Raw genomic sequence first — 16720 nt, forward strand, 5'->3', positions numbered from 1 at the left:
CTGGAAAAGAGCCTTGATACTCCATTTCAACGCGCAAAACAGCTATTTTTACGTTAAAATCGGCATTAAGATTTTAACAACAATGTTTACGAAAACAGCCTTTATTCAACCTCTAACTATTTACTCCTGCATAGCTTACAACTTTGTTCTTCCCTGTTCTCTTCGCATCATAAAGCGCCTGATCGGCATGGTCAATCACTTCATTGGATCCAGTGTCTTTACTTGGGAAAATGGTGCTGACTCCGAGACTCGCCGTTACCACACCTGTTGAAGAATATTGATGAGGGATGGACAAACCCTCTATTTCTTTTCTGATTTCTTCTGCCATCAACAAAGCGAATTCAATGGTTCTCTCAGGGAGCACGATGCACATTTCTTCTCCTCCATACCGTGCAGCTAGTCCATGGAACTCAGCGGCATCGGCAAGGACCCTGCCTACCTTCATCAAGCATTGATCTCCTTCCAAATGTCCATAGCTATCATTGAATCCTTTAAAGTTGTCCAAGTCTAGAAGGATAAAAGAAATCGGCTGCTCATTTTTAAAGCATTCCTGCCATTTCTCTTCTAGATATTGATCGAGGTAGCGTCTATTGGCAAGACCAGTCATTGCATCGATCAAGGACATTTCCTTCAACACCAAGTTCGCTTCGTTCAATTTTTGTTCAGATTCTTTTTGCAGAGTGATGTCTTTTAAGATTCCAAATGCCCCTGTCACTTCTCCTTCAATGATGATGGGAATGGTCGTAATCTGAACATTAATCCGCGAGCCATCTTTATGGAGGACGACAGATTCATAGTTCTGCGGCTTCCCGGTCAGGGCCTGTTCAAAATGGTAAGCACTTGCTTCTTTATACTCCGGCGCAATAAAGTTCCCGCCGTTTTGATGAATATATTCTTGCTTTGTGTAGCCGAGCAGCTCACTGCAGGCATTATTGACACTCACCAGCTGCCGCTCTTTATTCATGGAATAAACAGCATCGGAATTATGCATGAATAGGGATTGATAGCGCTGCTGCTGCTCCGCAAGCAAAGCATAAAGCCGATTCATCTCATATAAAAAGATGCTCAATATGACGCTTGCGGAAAGAAAGCTGTTGATTCTGGCAAAATACCAGCCCAGCGAATAGCGGCTTCCTGCAATCAGCGTCACCGTTACATCAATAAAAAAGACAAATACAGCAAGCGTGAGCCACACATCCAGGATCGTCCTCATTTTTCCCAGTTTCAATAGTCCGATGACTGCCAAAAGCAGCATGATCCATATCACCGGGCCAATTCCCGAGGTTATTATCGAATTATATCCATTATCATGGATGATTTCAGGAAGTGCATCATTGAACTGTGTAAACAAAACGGTCAGCACGACTACAAGGGAAACAACAGCAGCAATTGTGAGAAAGCCCGTTAACTTTCTGTTTCTCACTGAAATAGCGATATTTTTATATTTTAAGGCCATTAAGAAAAATAAGATTCCAATCGGGAAGCCCCCGTGCCATGACACCCAAAACCAGACGGCTGTCTGTTTGCCTGCTCCAAGAAGTCCTGTCTCAGAAAACACATGCGGAAATGTCAAGATGTGGGGAATCGTGATCAGGCCGCTGTAAAAGAATGTCCCTGCCAAAACAAGCAGCGGCAGCGATCCTGAAACCCTGTACTGTCGATAAAAAAGGTAGCCTGTCACACAATCAATAAACGCTACAAGTGCGATGAATGACGGCAAAAACGGTTTGACTTCTATAAGCTGTCTGCTTAAGAACGGGAGCGCAGCAAGGGTCAGCAGTAGCATAAATGCTCCAAACCCATATGCCGTCTTCCTTTGAGCAGCGCTGGCTTTTATGGTGAAAAAATTAGGCAATCTCGGCTTATCCATGAAAGAACCTCATCTCTAACATCTTATTGATAATATGAAAGTGTTACAAAATTATAAATCTAGTAAAGCTGGTATGAAGGTATTCTAAAGGTTTATAAAGAAACCGTAACATCTATGTGCAGCCATTCTCCTCTCTCGTATACTGATAACGAAATAGATTACAAAATTAGGAGGAGAAAATGGATGAAGAGAAAAATCAGCAAAATGATAATTGGCGGTTTGGCACTCCTTATGGCATCCGGTATCAGTACGGGTTATGCATCAGCCAAAGAAGGGCACGATAAATTCCTCATCATCGGCCACCGCGGGGTAAGCGGATTGGCTCCCGAGCATACCTTCCCTTCCTATGACTTGGTCAAAAAGCAAAAAGGAGACTATATCGAAATCGATATCCAAATGACAAAAGACGGCAAGCTGGTTGCCATGCATGATACTTCCGTTGACCGAACGACAAACGGCACAGGCGAAGTACGCGATAAGACGCTTGAAGAAATCAAGCAGCTTGATGCAGGAAGCTGGTTCAACAAAAAATATCCTGAATATGCAAAACCGGAATACAACGGTTTGAAGGTTCCTACTTTGGAAGAAATATTCCAACGCTATGGTCGTGACGCTCACTATTATATCGAAACAAAATCCCCGGATGTCTACCCTGGAATGGAAGAGAAACTATTAAATTTGCTAAAAAAATATAAACTTACAGGGCAGAATGAAGAATCCAGCCATGTCATCATTCAATCGTTCAGCAAGGACAGCCTGGTGAAGGTACATAAGCTGGATCCTTCCATACCTTTGGTGCAGCTTCTCTGGTATGAAAAGAATGCGAACGGCCAGTATGCAGAGGATACAGGACTTACATCCACTCCTTCTGACCTGAAAGATTCCGAGCTTGAAGAAATCAGCCAATATGCAGAAGGAATCGGAATGAATTATTCAGATGACGGACAAGTATTCCTTGATAAATCATTCGTCCAAAAAGCGCGTAATCATGGCTTATGGGTTCACCCTTATACAGTCAATTCCGAACAAGATATGAAGATGCTCCTTGATTGGGGAGCAACTGGAATGTTCACAAATTTCTCCGGAAAACTCTATAGCATTTACAAGCAATATCAACACCAATGACAAGCTTCGGCCTCATTAACATGGGGCCGATATTTTTATTTTCAATCCTCAGGAAGCAATTTCAACAAAATCGCATTCAATTGCTTCAATTCCTCTTCGCTGACGGAGAGCTCCTTCAGCAGCATATTCGGGACGCATTCCGCTTTTTTCTGCATCACTTTTGCCTTTTCGGTTAAAGATATAATGACGCTTCTCTCGTCTTCAGGGGACCTTTTACGCTCTATCAGACCATTCTGCTCCATTCTTTTCAGCATGGGAGTGAGTGTTCCTGAATCCAGATAAAGCCTGCTTCCCAAGCTTTTCACAGAAACAGCGTTCGTTTCCCACAACACAAGCAAAACCAAATACTGCGGATAGGTGATATCCAGTTCTTTCAATATAGGCCTGTATATTTTATTGACTTCCCTCTCTGCTGCATAAAGCTTAAAGCAGATCTGGTTTTCAAGTTTTAATTGTTGGCTATTCATGTTTGTCCTACTTTCCAAGTGGTATGAGTTAGTATGGATATTTTAATAATAGTAAATTCTGCACATACAAGTCAATTGTGCAAAATTAAATTTTTGACAAGTGAAATAGGCTGAGGTATTATTATTTTGTAAAATTAAATTGTGCACAATTAATTAAAAGGAGAGATCGACGATGGAAAAAGCATTATATACAGCTAAAGCAACAGCAGAAGGCGGCCGCAGCGGGAAAGTATCATCCAGCGACGGCACCCTAAACCTGAATCTTTCCATGCCAAAATCACTTGGAGGGAATGAAGAAGCCGGGGCCACAAATCCGGAACAGCTATTTGCAGCAGGCTACTCTGCATGCTTTGACAGCGCCCTCCATCTTGTTGCTCAAAAAGAAAAAAAGAAAATTGAATCCAAAGTGACAGCTGAAGTCAGCATCGGAAAAGATGGCGAAAGCTTCGGACTTGCCGTCAAATTAAATGTCGGCATCAACGGAGTTACCCAGGAAGAAGCTGACGACCTTGTAGAGAAAGCCCACCAAGTGTGCCCATATTCAAACGCAACACGCGGCAATATCGACGTTCAACTATCAGCTGAATTAATGTAAAACTTTAAACTATTTTCAGTGCCGGCCGCTTCTTCTTGGCCGGCATTTTCCTTGATTTTATCTATTCAAACCCTCGCACATCCCTGTAAATAATTCCTATTGAACATTTTCTATTGATTTATGAATCTAGTTTGTATTATAGTATTCATTGTCAGAGGTCAGACATCATACGTATGTATATTTTTACCACATTTGAAAGCGTATACAAATAACGCTTTCAATAAATACTAAAATCTTAGCAACAGTAAAGAGGTGGCATAATGAATTATTTAATTTCTGTCATAGGATTAATCATTGTCCTTGCACTTGCATTTCTAGTGAGCAGTGACCGGAAGCATATCAAAATTAAGCCGATCATTCTCATGATTGTCATTCAAGTTGCATTGGCTGCACTCCTATTGAACACTAAATTCGGCCTTGTATTGATCAAAGGCTTTGCAGCTGGATTCACAAAATTACTGGATTATGCAAACGACGGGATTTCCTTCGTATTCGGAGGAATTGCCAATGACGGGCAAGCTCCTTTCTTCTTGAGCGTTCTTCTTCCAATCGTTTTCATTTCCGTTTTGATTGGTATCTTCCAACACTTTAAAATCCTCCCTCTTATCATGAGAGGCATCGGGATTCTATTAAGCAAAGTCAACGGAATGGGTAAACTTGAGTCTTACAACGCTGTAGCTTCTGCCATTGTCGGACAATCAGAAGTATTCATCACAGTGAAAAAGCAGCTTGGACAGCTTCCAAAACAGCGTCTATACACTCTTTGTGCTTCAGCTATGTCAACTGTTTCCATGTCAATTGTCGGTGCATATATGACAATGATTGAACCGAAATATGTTGTGACAGCACTTGTCATCAACTTGTTTGGCGGATTCATCATTTCTTCCATTATCAACCCTTATACTGTTGATCCGGATCAGGATATATTGGTTATCCAAGAAGAAGAAAAGCAATCATTCTTCGAAATGCTTGGCGAATACATCATGGACGGTTTCAAAGTAGCCATCATCGTCGGCGCCATGCTGATTGGTTTCGTAGCCTTGATTGCAGGGATCAACGACGTATTCGACATGATCTTCGGAATCACATTCCAGCAGATCCTTGGCTACATCTTTGCACCGGTTGCCTTCATCATGAGCATCCCTGCTTCAGAAGCTGTATCTGCAGGTGGAATCATGGCGACTAAACTTGTAACGAATGAATTCGTTGCAATGATGGACCTCTCCAAGGTTGCAGACAAATTCAGCCCGCGTACACTTGGAATCATTTCCGTCTTCCTTGTATCTTTCGCTAACTTCTCTTCTATCGGCATCATCGCCGGAGCTGTTAAAGGTTTGAATGAAAGACAAGGAAATGTTGTTGCCCGCTTCGGACTGAAGCTATTATACGGTGCTACACTTGTCAGCATTTTGTCCGCTATCATCGTAAGTTTTGTTCTTTAATATATAGTTCTTCCCTCTCCATGCCGCTGGTGTGGGGAGGTCTTTATTTTTTTTGAGGAGGATTCTTTTTATGGCAATTGTCGGTTTGCTTTTATCAGGAGCTGTCCTGTTTTTAAATAGTTTATTGCTTTTAGGGAAAGCAGAAGGAAAAAGCGTTGCCGTCCTTAACTTGATCGTCGGTGCGCTTCAAGTGGCTTCCCCTTTCTACCTTGTCATCACTTCCGATCAATCCAATTGGGCTTTATACAGCAATGGCGCCATTTTCTTATTCGGATTGACCTATTTATATTTTGGCTTTACTGTCTACAAAAATTTGAACGGCACAGGTCTTGGCTGGTTTTCGATATGGGTTTCCATCGTTGCCCTGGTCTATGCCATCGTCTACTTCGCCCACTTCCATGATGCCATCAATACTGTTACATGGTTTATGTGGTCTTATCTATGGTTCTTGTTCTTCTTATTGAACACAACAGACAAGAAGCTTGATGTCTATATCGGAAAAGTGGCATTCGTCCAATCCTGGGTGACTTTGACCATCCCTGCCCTGCTTTCCTTAACAGGGGTAGCAGCAAATCCTGCTGTCAAAGCGATTTGGCTCTGGATGTGCATCGCGTCGCTTCTTTACTTCGCATTTATCACGGCAGCGCTTGTTCTTTCCAATAAAAAAGAAAGAACCAAGACCAATCCAATTATGGATTAAATACCTGGACGAAAGAAAACAGCTTGAGGAAAATTCCTCAAGCTGTTTTTTATTCGACAAAAGTCAGGTACGCTGTCACCCCAGCGAACGTGCCTTTCGCGTCTGCCTCGTAAATAGCCATTTCAAAACTGGAGGCACTATGAAGAGTATGAAGAAAATCCTGAATATCTGATACCCGGTAATGATGGAGAGATTGGCATGCAGTTCTTTTGCAATCAATCCCATTTGATCCATCCCCCCTGGTGCTACGCTCAAAAAGCTCGTTATCGCTGACAGATGATGAGCGTACTCCATCACAAAACTCAATCCCCAGCAAAAGGATGTAAGGATCACACCGTTTAATAACGCAAATCCGACCATCTTGTACTTATTGGGAAACTGATTTGTTTTCATCATCAAGCCGAAATAGCCACCGATCAATATTTGAGAAATATTAATCAGCAGGTTTGGGAGCTGCGGTCCTTTTAAGCCCGAAATGCTGATGATGGCAGTCGCAAGGATCGGTCCAAGTAAGAATGGCGTCGGGAGTTTAATCCTTTTGCCAAGCAATGCAAGCAGAGATGCTGCGGCCAAGAATACCAGGATATTCGGAAATAAGCCTGACCAGTCCACCGTTTGGACTGCCGCTTTGATGCCTGTAGACCCTCCTGCTTCCCCTGTGGAATAAAGAGGACTGAATAGCATGAACGGGACAAGGAAGATAATGCAGATCAGCCGTGACACCTGAATGAGGGTCACAACCGTCAAATCAATTCCCTTGATTTCCTCCCCAAGCGTCACCATCTGCGAGAGGCCGCCCGGGATGCTTCCCGTCAACGTGGTCTTATAATCGACCCCGGACCATTTAGAGAAAAACCACGCCATTAGAGCACTGAATAATATAATGATCAAAGTCGTCATAAGCATCGACGGCAATTGATGACTGATTTCGATTAATGTATTTTTGGTGATTGAAAGCCCAAGTAAATATCCTACAATGATTAATCCGACATTACGGAGCTGTACCGGCCAATACAGTCTGATCATTTTAAATCGTGAGGCAATAAGACCTGACGCCATTGGCCCCAGCAGCCACGGGATCGGCGCATGGAAGGAGAAAAAGACCGCTCCTCCAATAAGGGATAACAGCAGCGTCCATCCAAACCTCACCCACAAACTTTCTTTCCAATCTGTTATGTGATTCATACTAACCCTTCTTTTTTATAGGCTCTCTTCTCAAAGTTTGCTGCTTTACGCATTAAAACAGCAGAATTTTTGCAATCTATGCAGAAATTTTAGCTGGAAAAGAGCCTGGATACTCCATTTCAACGCGCAAAACAGGTGTTTTTACGTTAAAATCGGCTTTAAGATTTTAACAACAATGCTTACGAAAACAGCCTTTTTATAATGCTATTTTCATAATAAAAGCTTTTTATATAATCATCCTTCTCTATACTAGTTAATTTACATCGATACTACAAGGAATTTATTTCGCTTCCCTAAGTAAATAATTATGTAAGCGCAGTAAATTCATGTCTGTCCCAATCCAAAAGAAAAAGCAGAGGCCAGGTGACTATGTCACGCCCCGGTTTTTGTCGAATAATGCGGTGCTGGTCCGTTTATTTTGATGAGAATTGGCTGCTGGCGCATAGGTAAGGGATTTTGGCGCATAAACGACATAGTCCGGCGGCATAGCCGAATTGTTTTGGCGCATAGAAAATGAGACGCGGCGCATAAGCAGGTATTTCTCGCGCATAAAACTTGAAGTGAGGAGAAATCCGCAATGTTTTTCTTCATTTTTCATTTAATAATCTATAGATTTTCAGCAAGTAATAGTGAAAATAGCTGTAAATAAGAAAAAGCAGCCGAAATCGGGCTGCTTTTCACTTTATTTTTGATCAGCATCGAATACAATGCCGCTTTTTTTCCTGGCCGTCTCTGTGATTTTAAGAACGAGCCTGCTCAGGTCTTTCAATTCGGCATATTTTACTTGATTGTTGTTTTCGATGATGCCGGTGATTTCTTCGATTTCATACACCATATCATTTTCATTTTGATCAACTGTCAAATTTTCTTTGTTCATGAAGTGATGCTCGATAAATTCAATCGATGTGATAGGCGCAGCGTAATCAAGGATGAACGTCCCGTTTTCTCCATGGATTTCGTTTGGTGCGTACGACTGGGCAATTTTTGAGCAAAGAATTGTGCAGACGAACCCTTCGTAGACGAGTACCAATGTCCCGCTGCCGTCGATGCCGTTTGATAATAAGACTGGATAATAGAAAATTTCCTTCGGTTCACCGAACAGCCCTGCAGCAAGGAAAATCGGATAGACGCCAAGGTCCACCAATGCTCCTCCAGAGAATGAGGGGTTGAAAATATTCGGCACTTCCCCTTCAAGGAATAAATCGTAGCGGGAAGAATACTTCACATAGTGCAAATTGGCGCTTCTGACAGCCCCGGCTTTTGAAATATTCTCCTTCAGCTTTTTAAAATTCGGCGAGTGGATATTTCGAATGGCTTCCAAGATAAAAACGCCATTTTCCTCTGCCACTTGAAAAATTTCTTCCAGCTCCGCACTATTTGAAAAAATAGGCTTTTCGCAGATGACATGTTTTTTATTTTTCAAGAAAAGCTTTGCCTGCTCGTAATGCATAGAGTTGGGCGATGCAATATAAATCGCATCGATGAGGCTGCTTTTTGCCATTTCCTCTAAATCTGTAAATATGTATTCTGCACCGAACTTATCTGCAAACTCCTTCGCTTTTCCTTCATCCCGCGAATATACGCTTGTTAGTTTTAAATTATTGCCTTTTTTTGATGCATCAATGAATTTTGTTGTAATAGAGCTTGTACCGATTGTACCGAAGTTTAGCATTGTGCATTCCTTCTTTCATGGTGTGATTTTTTATTTATAGACCCTCTCTTGGGTCGTACGGGCAGCTGCCGGTTGATGTTTTTGTTCTGATGGAACGGAAGCAGGCTGCATTAAAGCTTTTTTCTTTTCTATAAAATCGGATAACGGCATAGGCGCAGGGAGATTATCCAAAATGCCCTTAGGCAATTCTTTTCCCGGAGTAAAGATTGATAGAAATGCATTCGCCATGGCCAAATATCCTTTTGGAGTTGGGTGGACATCTTCCGGATTTGGCACCAGCTCTTTCGCGTCGAGTCCAAACCCCTGAGAAACAGGAACAAAGAAAGCTCCGTGTTTTTCCGCTGCCTCCTGCAGGATGTCATTGAGAATATCCAGTTCCTCTCCGATTCCTTTTTTATGGCTGTTCAATATATGTGGGTAGGGAAAATAATACCCCATCACTGCGATTTGAGCCCTCGGATTCAGTTGGCGGATGAGTGTTAAAATCTTTTCCTCATTAAGGCGAACCTGATTCAGGGCAAAATTGGCTTGCAGCTGTTCATAGCTGACCGTTAAATGACCGGGATCACTCCTTACGACTTGCAGCAGGTCATTAGCGCCCGCAGAAAGGGTGATTATATCTGCACGTGAAACCGCTAGCTGCACTTCTTTTTGCTGCAGCAAATCAAGGACTTGCCCTGACGTATATCCAGGAATGGCAAAGTCTTTGGAAAATCCCGCAATCCGGTCGTCACTTTTCAATGCAAGGGCAATCATATCTGCATAGCCAGGGCCAATCCCATTATAAGGCGTCATCCCCGCTGCCAAGGAGTCGCCTAATGCCAAATAGGTTTCCTGAGCCCCATATGCCTTCTTTGCATGGGTATCATCAAAGAGAGTGAAAAGATTGAATAAAATGATGAAGATAATCGCGACAGCCGTTCTTTGTATGTATTTATTCAAGCGTCCATTCATCTCCTTGACTGATAATAAAAATTCTCATTCAAATTATACATTCCCTTTTTCCTGAATTCCAATTTTAACATAAGGCTCTTTCTCAAAGCTTATTGCTTTAGCCTTAAAACAGGATAACTTATGCAATCTATTCAGGGAATTTAGCTAGAGCCTGGATACTCCATTTCAAAGGCAAAACAGGTATTTGTACGTTAAAATCGGCATTAAGATTTTAACAACAATATTTTCGGATACAGCCTAACATAAAAACAGCAGCACCCTTTTACGGATGCCGCTGTTCCTGGTGCTGCGTTATGAGACTTTTTCATCTTCCACTTTGTATTCTGTTTCCCAATACTCAGCGTTTTTAATTCCGAGCTTCTTAGAATTGAAGACCGGATCGAGCCCCTGCTTCTTCTGCTGCTCGTAGTCCTTCAAAGCCTTCATCGCCGGCTTGTAAAGAATGACAATGGCGATCATATTCAGCCAGACCATGACGCCTAGTCCGATGTCCCCCAATGCCCACGCGAGTTTGGCTGTCTTGACTGCCCCATAGAAAGTAGCAGCAAGAAGGACAATTTTCAGCACCAGAGTAGCCCATTTATTATTCTTGCCCCCAAATAGGTAAGCAACATTTGTTTCTGCAATATAGTAATAAGCCATAATGGTCGTGAATGCAAAGAAGAATAATGCAACGGCGACCATTCCAGCGCCAAATCCAGGAATCACGCTTTCAATCGCTGCCTGTGTATATCCAGGTCCAGCTTCCACACCCGGAAGGTTTTGAACGATAAACGATTTATCCGCTGCCTGCGTGTTGTACATGCCTGTAAAAAGAATCATGAAGGCTGTAGCTGAACAAACCAACAAGGTATCAATATAGACGGAGAACGCCTGAACAAGTCCTTGTTTGGCTGGATGGGATACCTCTGCAGCCGCTGCCGCATGTGGACCGGTTCCCTGTCCCGCTTCATTTGAATAGATCCCACGTTTTACTCCCCAAGAAATCGCCATCCCTATGATTCCACCAAATGCTTGGTCTGCCCCAAATGCGCTTTTGAAAATAAGGGCAATGACTCCCGGAAGCTGTGAAATATTCATAGCAACAATGATCAATGATACTAATACGTAGCCTACCGCCATGAAAGGAACGACATATTGTGCTACATTGGCAATCCGTTTGATACCACCAAAAATAATAACCGCCAATAAGATGACTAGTCCAATACCTGTGATTGTTGGACTGATACCAAACGCATTATCAAGGCCGATGGCAATCGAATTCGATTGAACTCCCGGCATCAGCATACTCATCGCAATAACTGCTGCGATTGAAAAAAGCACCGCATACCACTTGATCCCTATCCCTTTTTCAATGTAATAGGCTGGCCCGCCGCGGTATTGCCCATCCAGTTTCACTTTATAAATTTGGGCAAGCGTGGATTCCACGAATGCACTCCCTGCTCCGATGAAGGCAATGGCCCACATCCAAAACACAGCACCCGGCCCCCCAAAAGCGATCGCAGTCGCAGTACCGGCAATATTCCCCGTCCCTACTCGTCCAGAAAGCGCAACAGCCAATGCCTGGAAGGATGAGACGCCGGCTTCAGAGCTTTTACCCTGGAACATCAGCATGACCATATCTTTAATGTGCCTTACTTGCAAAAAGCGCGTCATCAATGAAAAAACAAGTCCAATTCCCAGGCACAGATAAATCATTGGCGAGCTCCAGAGCCACCCGCTTAAATTGTTAATAAATGTTTCCAAATGATTTCCCCCTTTTAATAACTGAAAATTTGTTATATTTTAAATTATACATAAAATGTTCACATTTTGTAGAACAAATTCCTTCCAAACGCAAAATGGTTCTATTTTCCTTCAGAATTCGGTCAATAAAAAAGGCCCCGGCTGACCAGATAAATCTTGGTCCGCACCAGCCCATTTTGTTTTTTCTATCCTTGCATATATCCCATTTGGCTTCCGTACCACGGATTTTGTCCTCCGTGCCATTGGGTCTGCCCTGGAGCACTCCCCCATTGTCCGCCAGGCTGCGCCCATTGTCCTTGGTGTCCCCACTGGCTTTGCTGTCCCCATCCCCATGGCGAATTCCCTTGATGCTGCTGCCAGGGCTGCTGTTGATGCCATTGATGATGTTGAGTAGAATGGTGGCTGCCCCAATTATCGTTTGATTCCTGCCATGGCCCATGGTGACACCACTGTCCTCCATGCTGGCCCCAATGATCATGCATTTTCCACGAACTTGGCGCTAATGGAGCATACTGATGGCTTTGGCCACCCCAGCTTCCACCCTGCCCCGCAGGCATTCTTCCATCAAATAAATACGGTTGATCCCAACCGAAGAATGAGTTCATATCGATTTCCTCCCCATCGTTTTTATAAGGCTTTAACAACATATGAAAATTGCTTAGGCGGGGTGCAAGTGCATAAGAATGTTGAATTGAACAAAAAAAGAGACCACCCTCTCAATCTTGAGAAAATGGTCTCTCTTAAAATAAGAAACTCGCTTACATAAGAGGCCGTCCTATCACATCGCCCCATTCTGAAGCTGATTTTGGAATAGTTCGGCGTAGAAGCCGTTTTGATTCAGCAATTCCTGGTGAGAACCTCTTTCGATGATGCTGCCATCGGAAAGAACGAAAATCTGGTCCGCTTTCTGGATGGTATTCAAGCGGTGGGCAATGACTACGCTCGTCCTGCCTTTCATCAGACGCTGAAGGGCTTCCTGGATTTTTACCTCTGTAATGGTATCGATGCTGCTTGTCGCCTCATCCAATATTAGGAGAGTCGGATCAGCAAGCAATGCCCTGGCAATGGAGAGCAGCTGCTTCTGCCCCTGGCTGATTCCGCTGCCGTCCTGCTTCAATACCGTATTGTATTTTTGCGGAAGCTTCATGATGAAGGTATGGGCATTCGCCAATTTTGCCGACTCGATTACTTCTTCATCGGATGCATCAAGTTTGCCATATCGTATGTTCTCCATGATCGTCCCTTCAAATAGGAACGAATCCTGCAGGACAAATCCCATGTTTTCACGCAGGGAAGCACGCGTCATGGTGTGGATTTCATGCCCATCGATCAATATCTGTCCGCTGTCCGCTTGATAAAAACGGGATAATAGATTGATGATCGTCGTTTTCCCCGCTCCGGTAGGCCCTACAAATGCAACCGTTTCTCCGGGGGAAACATGGAATGTGATGTTTTCGACTGTTTTATTTCCTTTTTCATAAGAGAATGTGACATCCTTGAAGGCAATTTCCCCTTTTTTGATCGGGAGATACGACGCCTCTCCTTCATCCGATTCCTCTTCTTCTTCATCAAGAATCTCAAACACACGCTCAGCCCCGGCTACTGCAGATAACAAGGTATTGAACTGATTCGCTAGATCATTGAGGGGTCTGGTAAACTGCCTTGCGTATTCCGCGAACACCACAATGGCACCGATTGAGATGCTTCCCTTCAAGGCAAAGATCCCCCCGATTCCGGCAATGATGGCAAAGCTGAGGTTGTTCAGCATGTTCATCAGTTTCGGAATAAAGCCGGAGTAAGTCTGTGCCCAGTAGCCTGACTTCTTAAGCTTCTCATTTTTCACCATGAAGTCGGCAATCATTTTCTTTTCCTGTGAAAACGTCTTGACGATCCGCTGGCCGGAAATGGTCTCTTCAATGAACCCATTCAATTCACCAAGGTTTCGCTGCTGTTCTTTGAAAAGCTTCCCGGTCCTGTTTGTGATCCACTTCATCCCAAGCACCATCAATGGGACGATGATCAATGTGCAAAGCGTCAACAGCGGGCTTATCCAAAGCATGACGATGATGGTTCCCGCCAACGTCAGCACACTCGAAAATACTTGGATAACGGAGCTGTTCAAGGTTTGGCTGACATTCTCGATGTCATTTGTGACGCGGCTCATGAGCTCCCCGTGCTGCCTTTTATCAAAGAATGGGATCGGAAGTTCATGCAAATGCCTGAAAAGCTGCTTTCTCATGGTATTGACCGTTTTTTGTGCAATGCCGATCATCCAGTAGTTTTGGTACCAAACAGCGATGGAATAAAAAACATACACTAGAAATAGCCCGGAAAGGAGCAAGGTCAAGCCTTCCGTTTTCTTCGGGACGATATTGTGGTCGATGATTTTTCCGATTAAATAGGGGCCAAGCAAGCCAAGGATAGAACTCGCGACAACCATTAGCAGGACCAAAGCAAGGAGGCCCTTATTGTCTGCCAGATAGCTCCAGATCCTGAATACGGTGCTTTTCCAATCCTTTAGCTTTACCTTATTTTTAGGGAATCCGTGGGGATGCCCTCGTCTTACTGCGCCGCCCATGGGCTGATTAGGAGGTCTGGACATTCTTCAAGCTCTCCTCTCCAAACTGTGATGCAAAAATTTGCTGATACAAGCGGGATGTTTCTATTAATTCCTCATGCGTCCCTTTACCAATCACTTTGCCGTCTTCCAAAAGGAGGATGATATCGGATTGAAGGGCCGTACTGATTTTTTGTGTAATGATCAGAGTGGTGCAGGAATATTTTTTCAGCGCCTTAAGCAGGTTTGCTTCCGTTTTCAAATCAAGTGCGCTCGTACTGTCATCAAGCATCAGAATCTTCGGCTTTCTGACAAGTGCTCGGGCGATGGATAAGCGCTGCTTCTGGCCGCCTGACAAATTCACCCCGCGCTGCCCCAATACCGTGTCATATTGGTTCGGGAGCTTCATGATCGTGTCATGGATCTGAGCATCCTTTGCTGCGCTGCAGATTTCCTCTTCCCCGGCGTTTTCTTTCCCCCAGGCAATGTTATCAGCCACTGTACCAGAAAAAAGCAGTGCTTCCTGCGGTACGAATCCGATTTGCTTCCGCAGCTCTTCAATCTTCATTTTTTCAACGCATCTGCCATCAATCAGGACAGTCCCGCCAGTTGTATCATACAACCGCGGAACAAGTTGAAAGAGCGATGATTTCCCTGATCCGGTCGAGCCAAGGATGGCCATCCTCTGCCCAGGTTCGACAGTGAAAGTGACATCCTCCAATACGTCCTCGTCTGTACCGGGATATTTGAAGAAGACATGGTCAAACTCAATTTTGCCAGATGTAATGGCCGATGACTCATGCAATTCTTCTGATTCAGTCAAATCGATTTCTGTTTCCATGACTTCCTTGATCCTGTGTGTTGAAGCCTGGGCACGGGAGAAGTTCATGATGATGAAAGTGAACATGGAGATCGCAGCTGAAACCCTTGTCGCATAATTGACTACAGCCACAACATCCCCTGCGGATGCACTGCCGGATTCGATCCCTCTTCCGCCCAGCCACAATATAAGGATGATGCTGACATTCATGACCAGCACAAGTACAGGAAGGGTTACTTCGATCAATCGATAGGCATAAATCGTTTTATCCCTTAATTCTTCATTCGCTCCTGTAAAGCGATTGACCTCGTGCTTCTTTTTCAAAAAAGCCCGGATCAAGCGAATGCCGATAAGATTTTCCCTCATCACTAGGTTTACATGGTCAAGCCTTTGCTGAACACCTCTGAATAAGGAGCCTGCTTTTCGCATCATCCAAATAAGAAAAAGTGTCAGGGCCGGTATAACAATCACAAGGATCAATGCGAGATTCACATTGACCGTCAAAGCCATTATGGCTCCTCCAAGTACGAGAAGCGGCGCTCTCATCATGATCCTTAAACTTGCAAACACGGTTTGCTGCAGCTGTGTCACATCATTGGTCATCCTCGTTATCAGCGAAGATGTTGGAAACCGATTAAAGTTTGCAAAGGAAAACGCTTGGATCTTTGAAAATACACTTTGGCGGATATCATAGCCAAAACTCTGGCTGACATGGCTTGAGAAAAAGGAATTCATGATCCCGGAAAGAAAGCCGATAAGCGAGAGTCCAACCATGACTCCCCCCCATTTCAAGATAATCGGAAAATCCTTTTGGAGAATTCCCTCATCGATGATTTTCGCCATGAATATCGGATGCCAAAGTTCAGCCACCAGTTCCAGAAGCATGAATAATAGTGCAAAGCCGGCAGAAATCCGATAAGGTTTTATATATGTCCTGATTTTAAACATGTCATTTCCTCCACGCATATGTATGAACCTCCTCTCCTTTATGAAAGGAACTGAAGTCACTAAATATCTCGAATTAAAGCTTTCAGTTAAACTAACCAACATCTTTCTTCATCATATACTTTTTTGATTACTTTGAGAATTCATTTACATGAAATTTCGCATAAAAAAGAAGCCTGCCGACTAACGGCAAAGCTTCATCTTTTGACGCCCAATTTCGATTTACGGATGATCTGGTTGATCACTTCCGAGAAGACCAAGCCCATCGCGATGGAACCCGAGATCATGAATGCCCTGGCTGCCAGGTTGATGGCTGAATTGTAGTCGTTCTCGACGAAGTTCCTCATCGCATCGTAGGCCATTCCGCCAGGGACAAGGGGAATGATGCCGCCGACGGTGAAAATGATTATCGGAGTTTTATACAGCTTGGCAAAGAATTGGCTGATGACCGCGACAATAAACGATGCCAGGACAGTCGCCAGTACCATTTCCATGCCGGCATCCGTCAATAGGATATAGCTGATCCATCCGATCATCCCGACGATCCCGCACTTCAGGATCGACTCTTTTGGGACATTAAATAAGATACCGAATCCAGCAGAAGAGATAAAACTTGTTATCAGCTGTTCAACGAGCATAGTT

The 16720-nt window shown here is 43.8% G+C and carries 15 protein-coding genes; 4 read left to right on the forward strand and 11 right to left on the reverse strand.

Annotation, left to right across the window (positions count from 1 at the left end; all coding sequences use genetic code 11):
- Window positions 1-112 precede the first annotated feature (112 nt).
- Entirely contained in the window at window positions 113-1870 is a 1758-nt protein-coding gene (locus DFR59_RS11090) for an MASE4 domain-containing protein (RefSeq protein WP_114745703.1), read from the reverse strand.
- 183 nt (window positions 1871-2053) lie between these two features.
- Here DFR59_RS11090 and DFR59_RS11095 point away from each other — a divergent pair, with 183 nt between their 5' ends.
- Window positions 2054-2995: a glycerophosphodiester phosphodiesterase gene (locus DFR59_RS11095; RefSeq protein ID WP_114745704.1), complete on the forward strand. Its 942-nt coding sequence runs from the start codon at window positions 2054-2056 to the stop codon at window positions 2993-2995.
- Between the two features lie 41 nt (window positions 2996-3036).
- Here DFR59_RS11095 and DFR59_RS11100 read toward each other — a convergent pair whose 3' ends face one another.
- A complete protein-coding gene (locus DFR59_RS11100) occupies window positions 3037-3462 on the reverse strand; it encodes a MarR family winged helix-turn-helix transcriptional regulator (protein ID WP_114745705.1) in 426 nt (141 codons plus the stop codon).
- A gap of 172 nt (window positions 3463-3634) precedes the next feature.
- Between DFR59_RS11100 and DFR59_RS11105 the strand changes: the two genes are divergently transcribed.
- The 3 genes from DFR59_RS11105 to DFR59_RS11115 all read left to right on the forward strand — a co-directional run bounded on the left by DFR59_RS11105 (window position 3635) and on the right by DFR59_RS11115 (window position 6199).
- Window positions 3635-4057, forward strand: coding sequence for an organic hydroperoxide resistance protein (locus DFR59_RS11105; RefSeq protein ID WP_114745706.1), 423 nt, complete (start codon window positions 3635-3637; stop codon window positions 4055-4057).
- 260 nt (window positions 4058-4317) lie between these two features.
- Window positions 4318-5499 (forward strand): NupC/NupG family nucleoside CNT transporter, encoded by a 1182-nt coding sequence (locus DFR59_RS11110; RefSeq protein WP_114745707.1) that lies wholly within the window; start codon window positions 4318-4320, stop codon window positions 5497-5499.
- Between the two features lie 70 nt (window positions 5500-5569).
- Window positions 5570-6199 carry an AmiS/UreI family transporter gene (locus DFR59_RS11115; protein WP_114745708.1) on the forward strand — a complete coding sequence of 210 codons (630 nt, stop codon included), beginning with the start codon at window positions 5570-5572 and terminating at the stop codon, window positions 6197-6199.
- A 75-nt stretch (window positions 6200-6274) separates the two neighbouring features.
- Here the strand turns inward: DFR59_RS11115 and DFR59_RS11120 are convergent, their stop codons facing one another.
- From DFR59_RS11120 to DFR59_RS11160, 9 genes are all read right to left on the reverse strand, one after another.
- Window positions 6275-7384, reverse strand: a complete 1110-nt coding sequence (locus tag DFR59_RS11120) for an AbrB family transcriptional regulator (protein WP_114745709.1) — start codon at window positions 7382-7384, stop codon at window positions 6275-6277.
- 367 nt (window positions 7385-7751) lie between these two features.
- Complete coding sequence (locus DFR59_RS19960) at window positions 7752-7982, reverse strand: hypothetical protein (RefSeq protein WP_147278266.1); 231 nt, start codon at window positions 7980-7982, stop codon at window positions 7752-7754.
- Between the two features lie 84 nt (window positions 7983-8066).
- Window positions 8067-9056: a Gfo/Idh/MocA family protein gene (locus tag DFR59_RS11125; RefSeq protein WP_114745710.1), complete on the reverse strand. Its 990-nt coding sequence runs from the start codon at window positions 9054-9056 to the stop codon at window positions 8067-8069.
- Window positions 9057-9086: 30 nt separating this feature from the next.
- Entirely contained in the window at window positions 9087-9998 is a 912-nt protein-coding gene (locus tag DFR59_RS11130; protein ID WP_158538366.1) for an SGNH/GDSL hydrolase family protein, read from the reverse strand.
- A gap of 303 nt (window positions 9999-10301) precedes the next feature.
- On the reverse strand, window positions 10302-11708 hold the full coding sequence (locus tag DFR59_RS11135) for an alanine/glycine:cation symporter family protein (protein WP_425454706.1): 1407 nt from the start codon (window positions 11706-11708) through the stop codon (window positions 10302-10304).
- 233 nt (window positions 11709-11941) lie between these two features.
- Window positions 11942-12361 carry a hypothetical protein gene (locus DFR59_RS19965; protein ID WP_147278267.1) on the reverse strand — a complete coding sequence of 140 codons (420 nt, stop codon included), beginning with the start codon at window positions 12359-12361 and terminating at the stop codon, window positions 11942-11944.
- A gap of 173 nt (window positions 12362-12534) precedes the next feature.
- Window positions 12535-14334, reverse strand: a complete 1800-nt coding sequence (locus DFR59_RS11150; protein WP_245948462.1) for an ABC transporter ATP-binding protein — start codon at window positions 14332-14334, stop codon at window positions 12535-12537.
- Between the two features lie 7 nt (window positions 14335-14341).
- Window positions 14342-16081 (reverse strand): ABC transporter ATP-binding protein, encoded by a 1740-nt coding sequence (locus DFR59_RS11155; RefSeq protein WP_114745735.1) that lies wholly within the window; start codon window positions 16079-16081, stop codon window positions 14342-14344.
- Between the two features lie 194 nt (window positions 16082-16275).
- Window positions 16276-16716, reverse strand: a complete 441-nt coding sequence (locus tag DFR59_RS11160; protein ID WP_114745716.1) for a threonine/serine exporter family protein — start codon at window positions 16714-16716, stop codon at window positions 16276-16278.
- Between the last annotated feature and the right edge of the window lie 4 nt (window positions 16717-16720).

Source organism: Falsibacillus pallidus (assembly GCF_003350505.1).
In the GTDB taxonomy this organism is placed as follows: domain Bacteria; phylum Bacillota; class Bacilli; order Bacillales; family DSM-25281; genus Falsibacillus; species Falsibacillus pallidus.

Coding starts and splice junctions, on each gene's coding strand:
- DFR59_RS11090 (WP_114745703.1), bottom strand. CDS start 1,870: ATGGATAAGCCGAGATTGCCTAATTTTTTCACCATAAAAGCCAGCGCT.
- DFR59_RS11095 (WP_114745704.1), top strand. CDS start 2,054: ATGAAGAGAAAAATCAGCAAAATGATAATTGGCGGTTTGGCACTCCTT.
- DFR59_RS11100 (WP_114745705.1), bottom strand. CDS start 3,462: ATGAATAGCCAACAATTAAAACTTGAAAACCAGATCTGCTTTAAGCTT.
- DFR59_RS11105 (WP_114745706.1), top strand. CDS start 3,635: ATGGAAAAAGCATTATATACAGCTAAAGCAACAGCAGAAGGCGGCCGC.
- DFR59_RS11110 (WP_114745707.1), top strand. CDS start 4,318: ATGAATTATTTAATTTCTGTCATAGGATTAATCATTGTCCTTGCACTT.
- DFR59_RS11115 (WP_114745708.1), top strand. CDS start 5,570: ATGGCAATTGTCGGTTTGCTTTTATCAGGAGCTGTCCTGTTTTTAAAT.
- DFR59_RS11120 (WP_114745709.1), bottom strand. CDS start 7,384: ATGAATCACATAACAGATTGGAAAGAAAGTTTGTGGGTGAGGTTTGGA.
- DFR59_RS19960 (WP_147278266.1), bottom strand. CDS start 7,982: ATGAAAAATGAAGAAAAACATTGCGGATTTCTCCTCACTTCAAGTTTT.
- DFR59_RS11125 (WP_114745710.1), bottom strand. CDS start 9,056: ATGCTAAACTTCGGTACAATCGGTACAAGCTCTATTACAACAAAATTC.
- DFR59_RS11135 (WP_425454706.1), bottom strand. CDS start 11,708: ATGATTTATCTGTGCCTGGGAATTGGACTTGTTTTTTCATTGATGACG.
- DFR59_RS19965 (WP_147278267.1), bottom strand. CDS start 12,361: ATGAACTCATTCTTCGGTTGGGATCAACCGTATTTATTTGATGGAAGA.
- DFR59_RS11150 (WP_245948462.1), bottom strand. CDS start 14,334: ATGGGCGGCGCAGTAAGACGAGGGCATCCCCACGGATTCCCTAAAAAT.
- DFR59_RS11155 (WP_114745735.1), bottom strand. CDS start 16,081: ATGTTTAAAATCAGGACATATATAAAACCTTATCGGATTTCTGCCGGC.
- DFR59_RS11160 (WP_114745716.1), bottom strand. CDS start 16,716: ATGCTCGTTGAACAGCTGATAACAAGTTTTATCTCTTCTGCTGGATTC.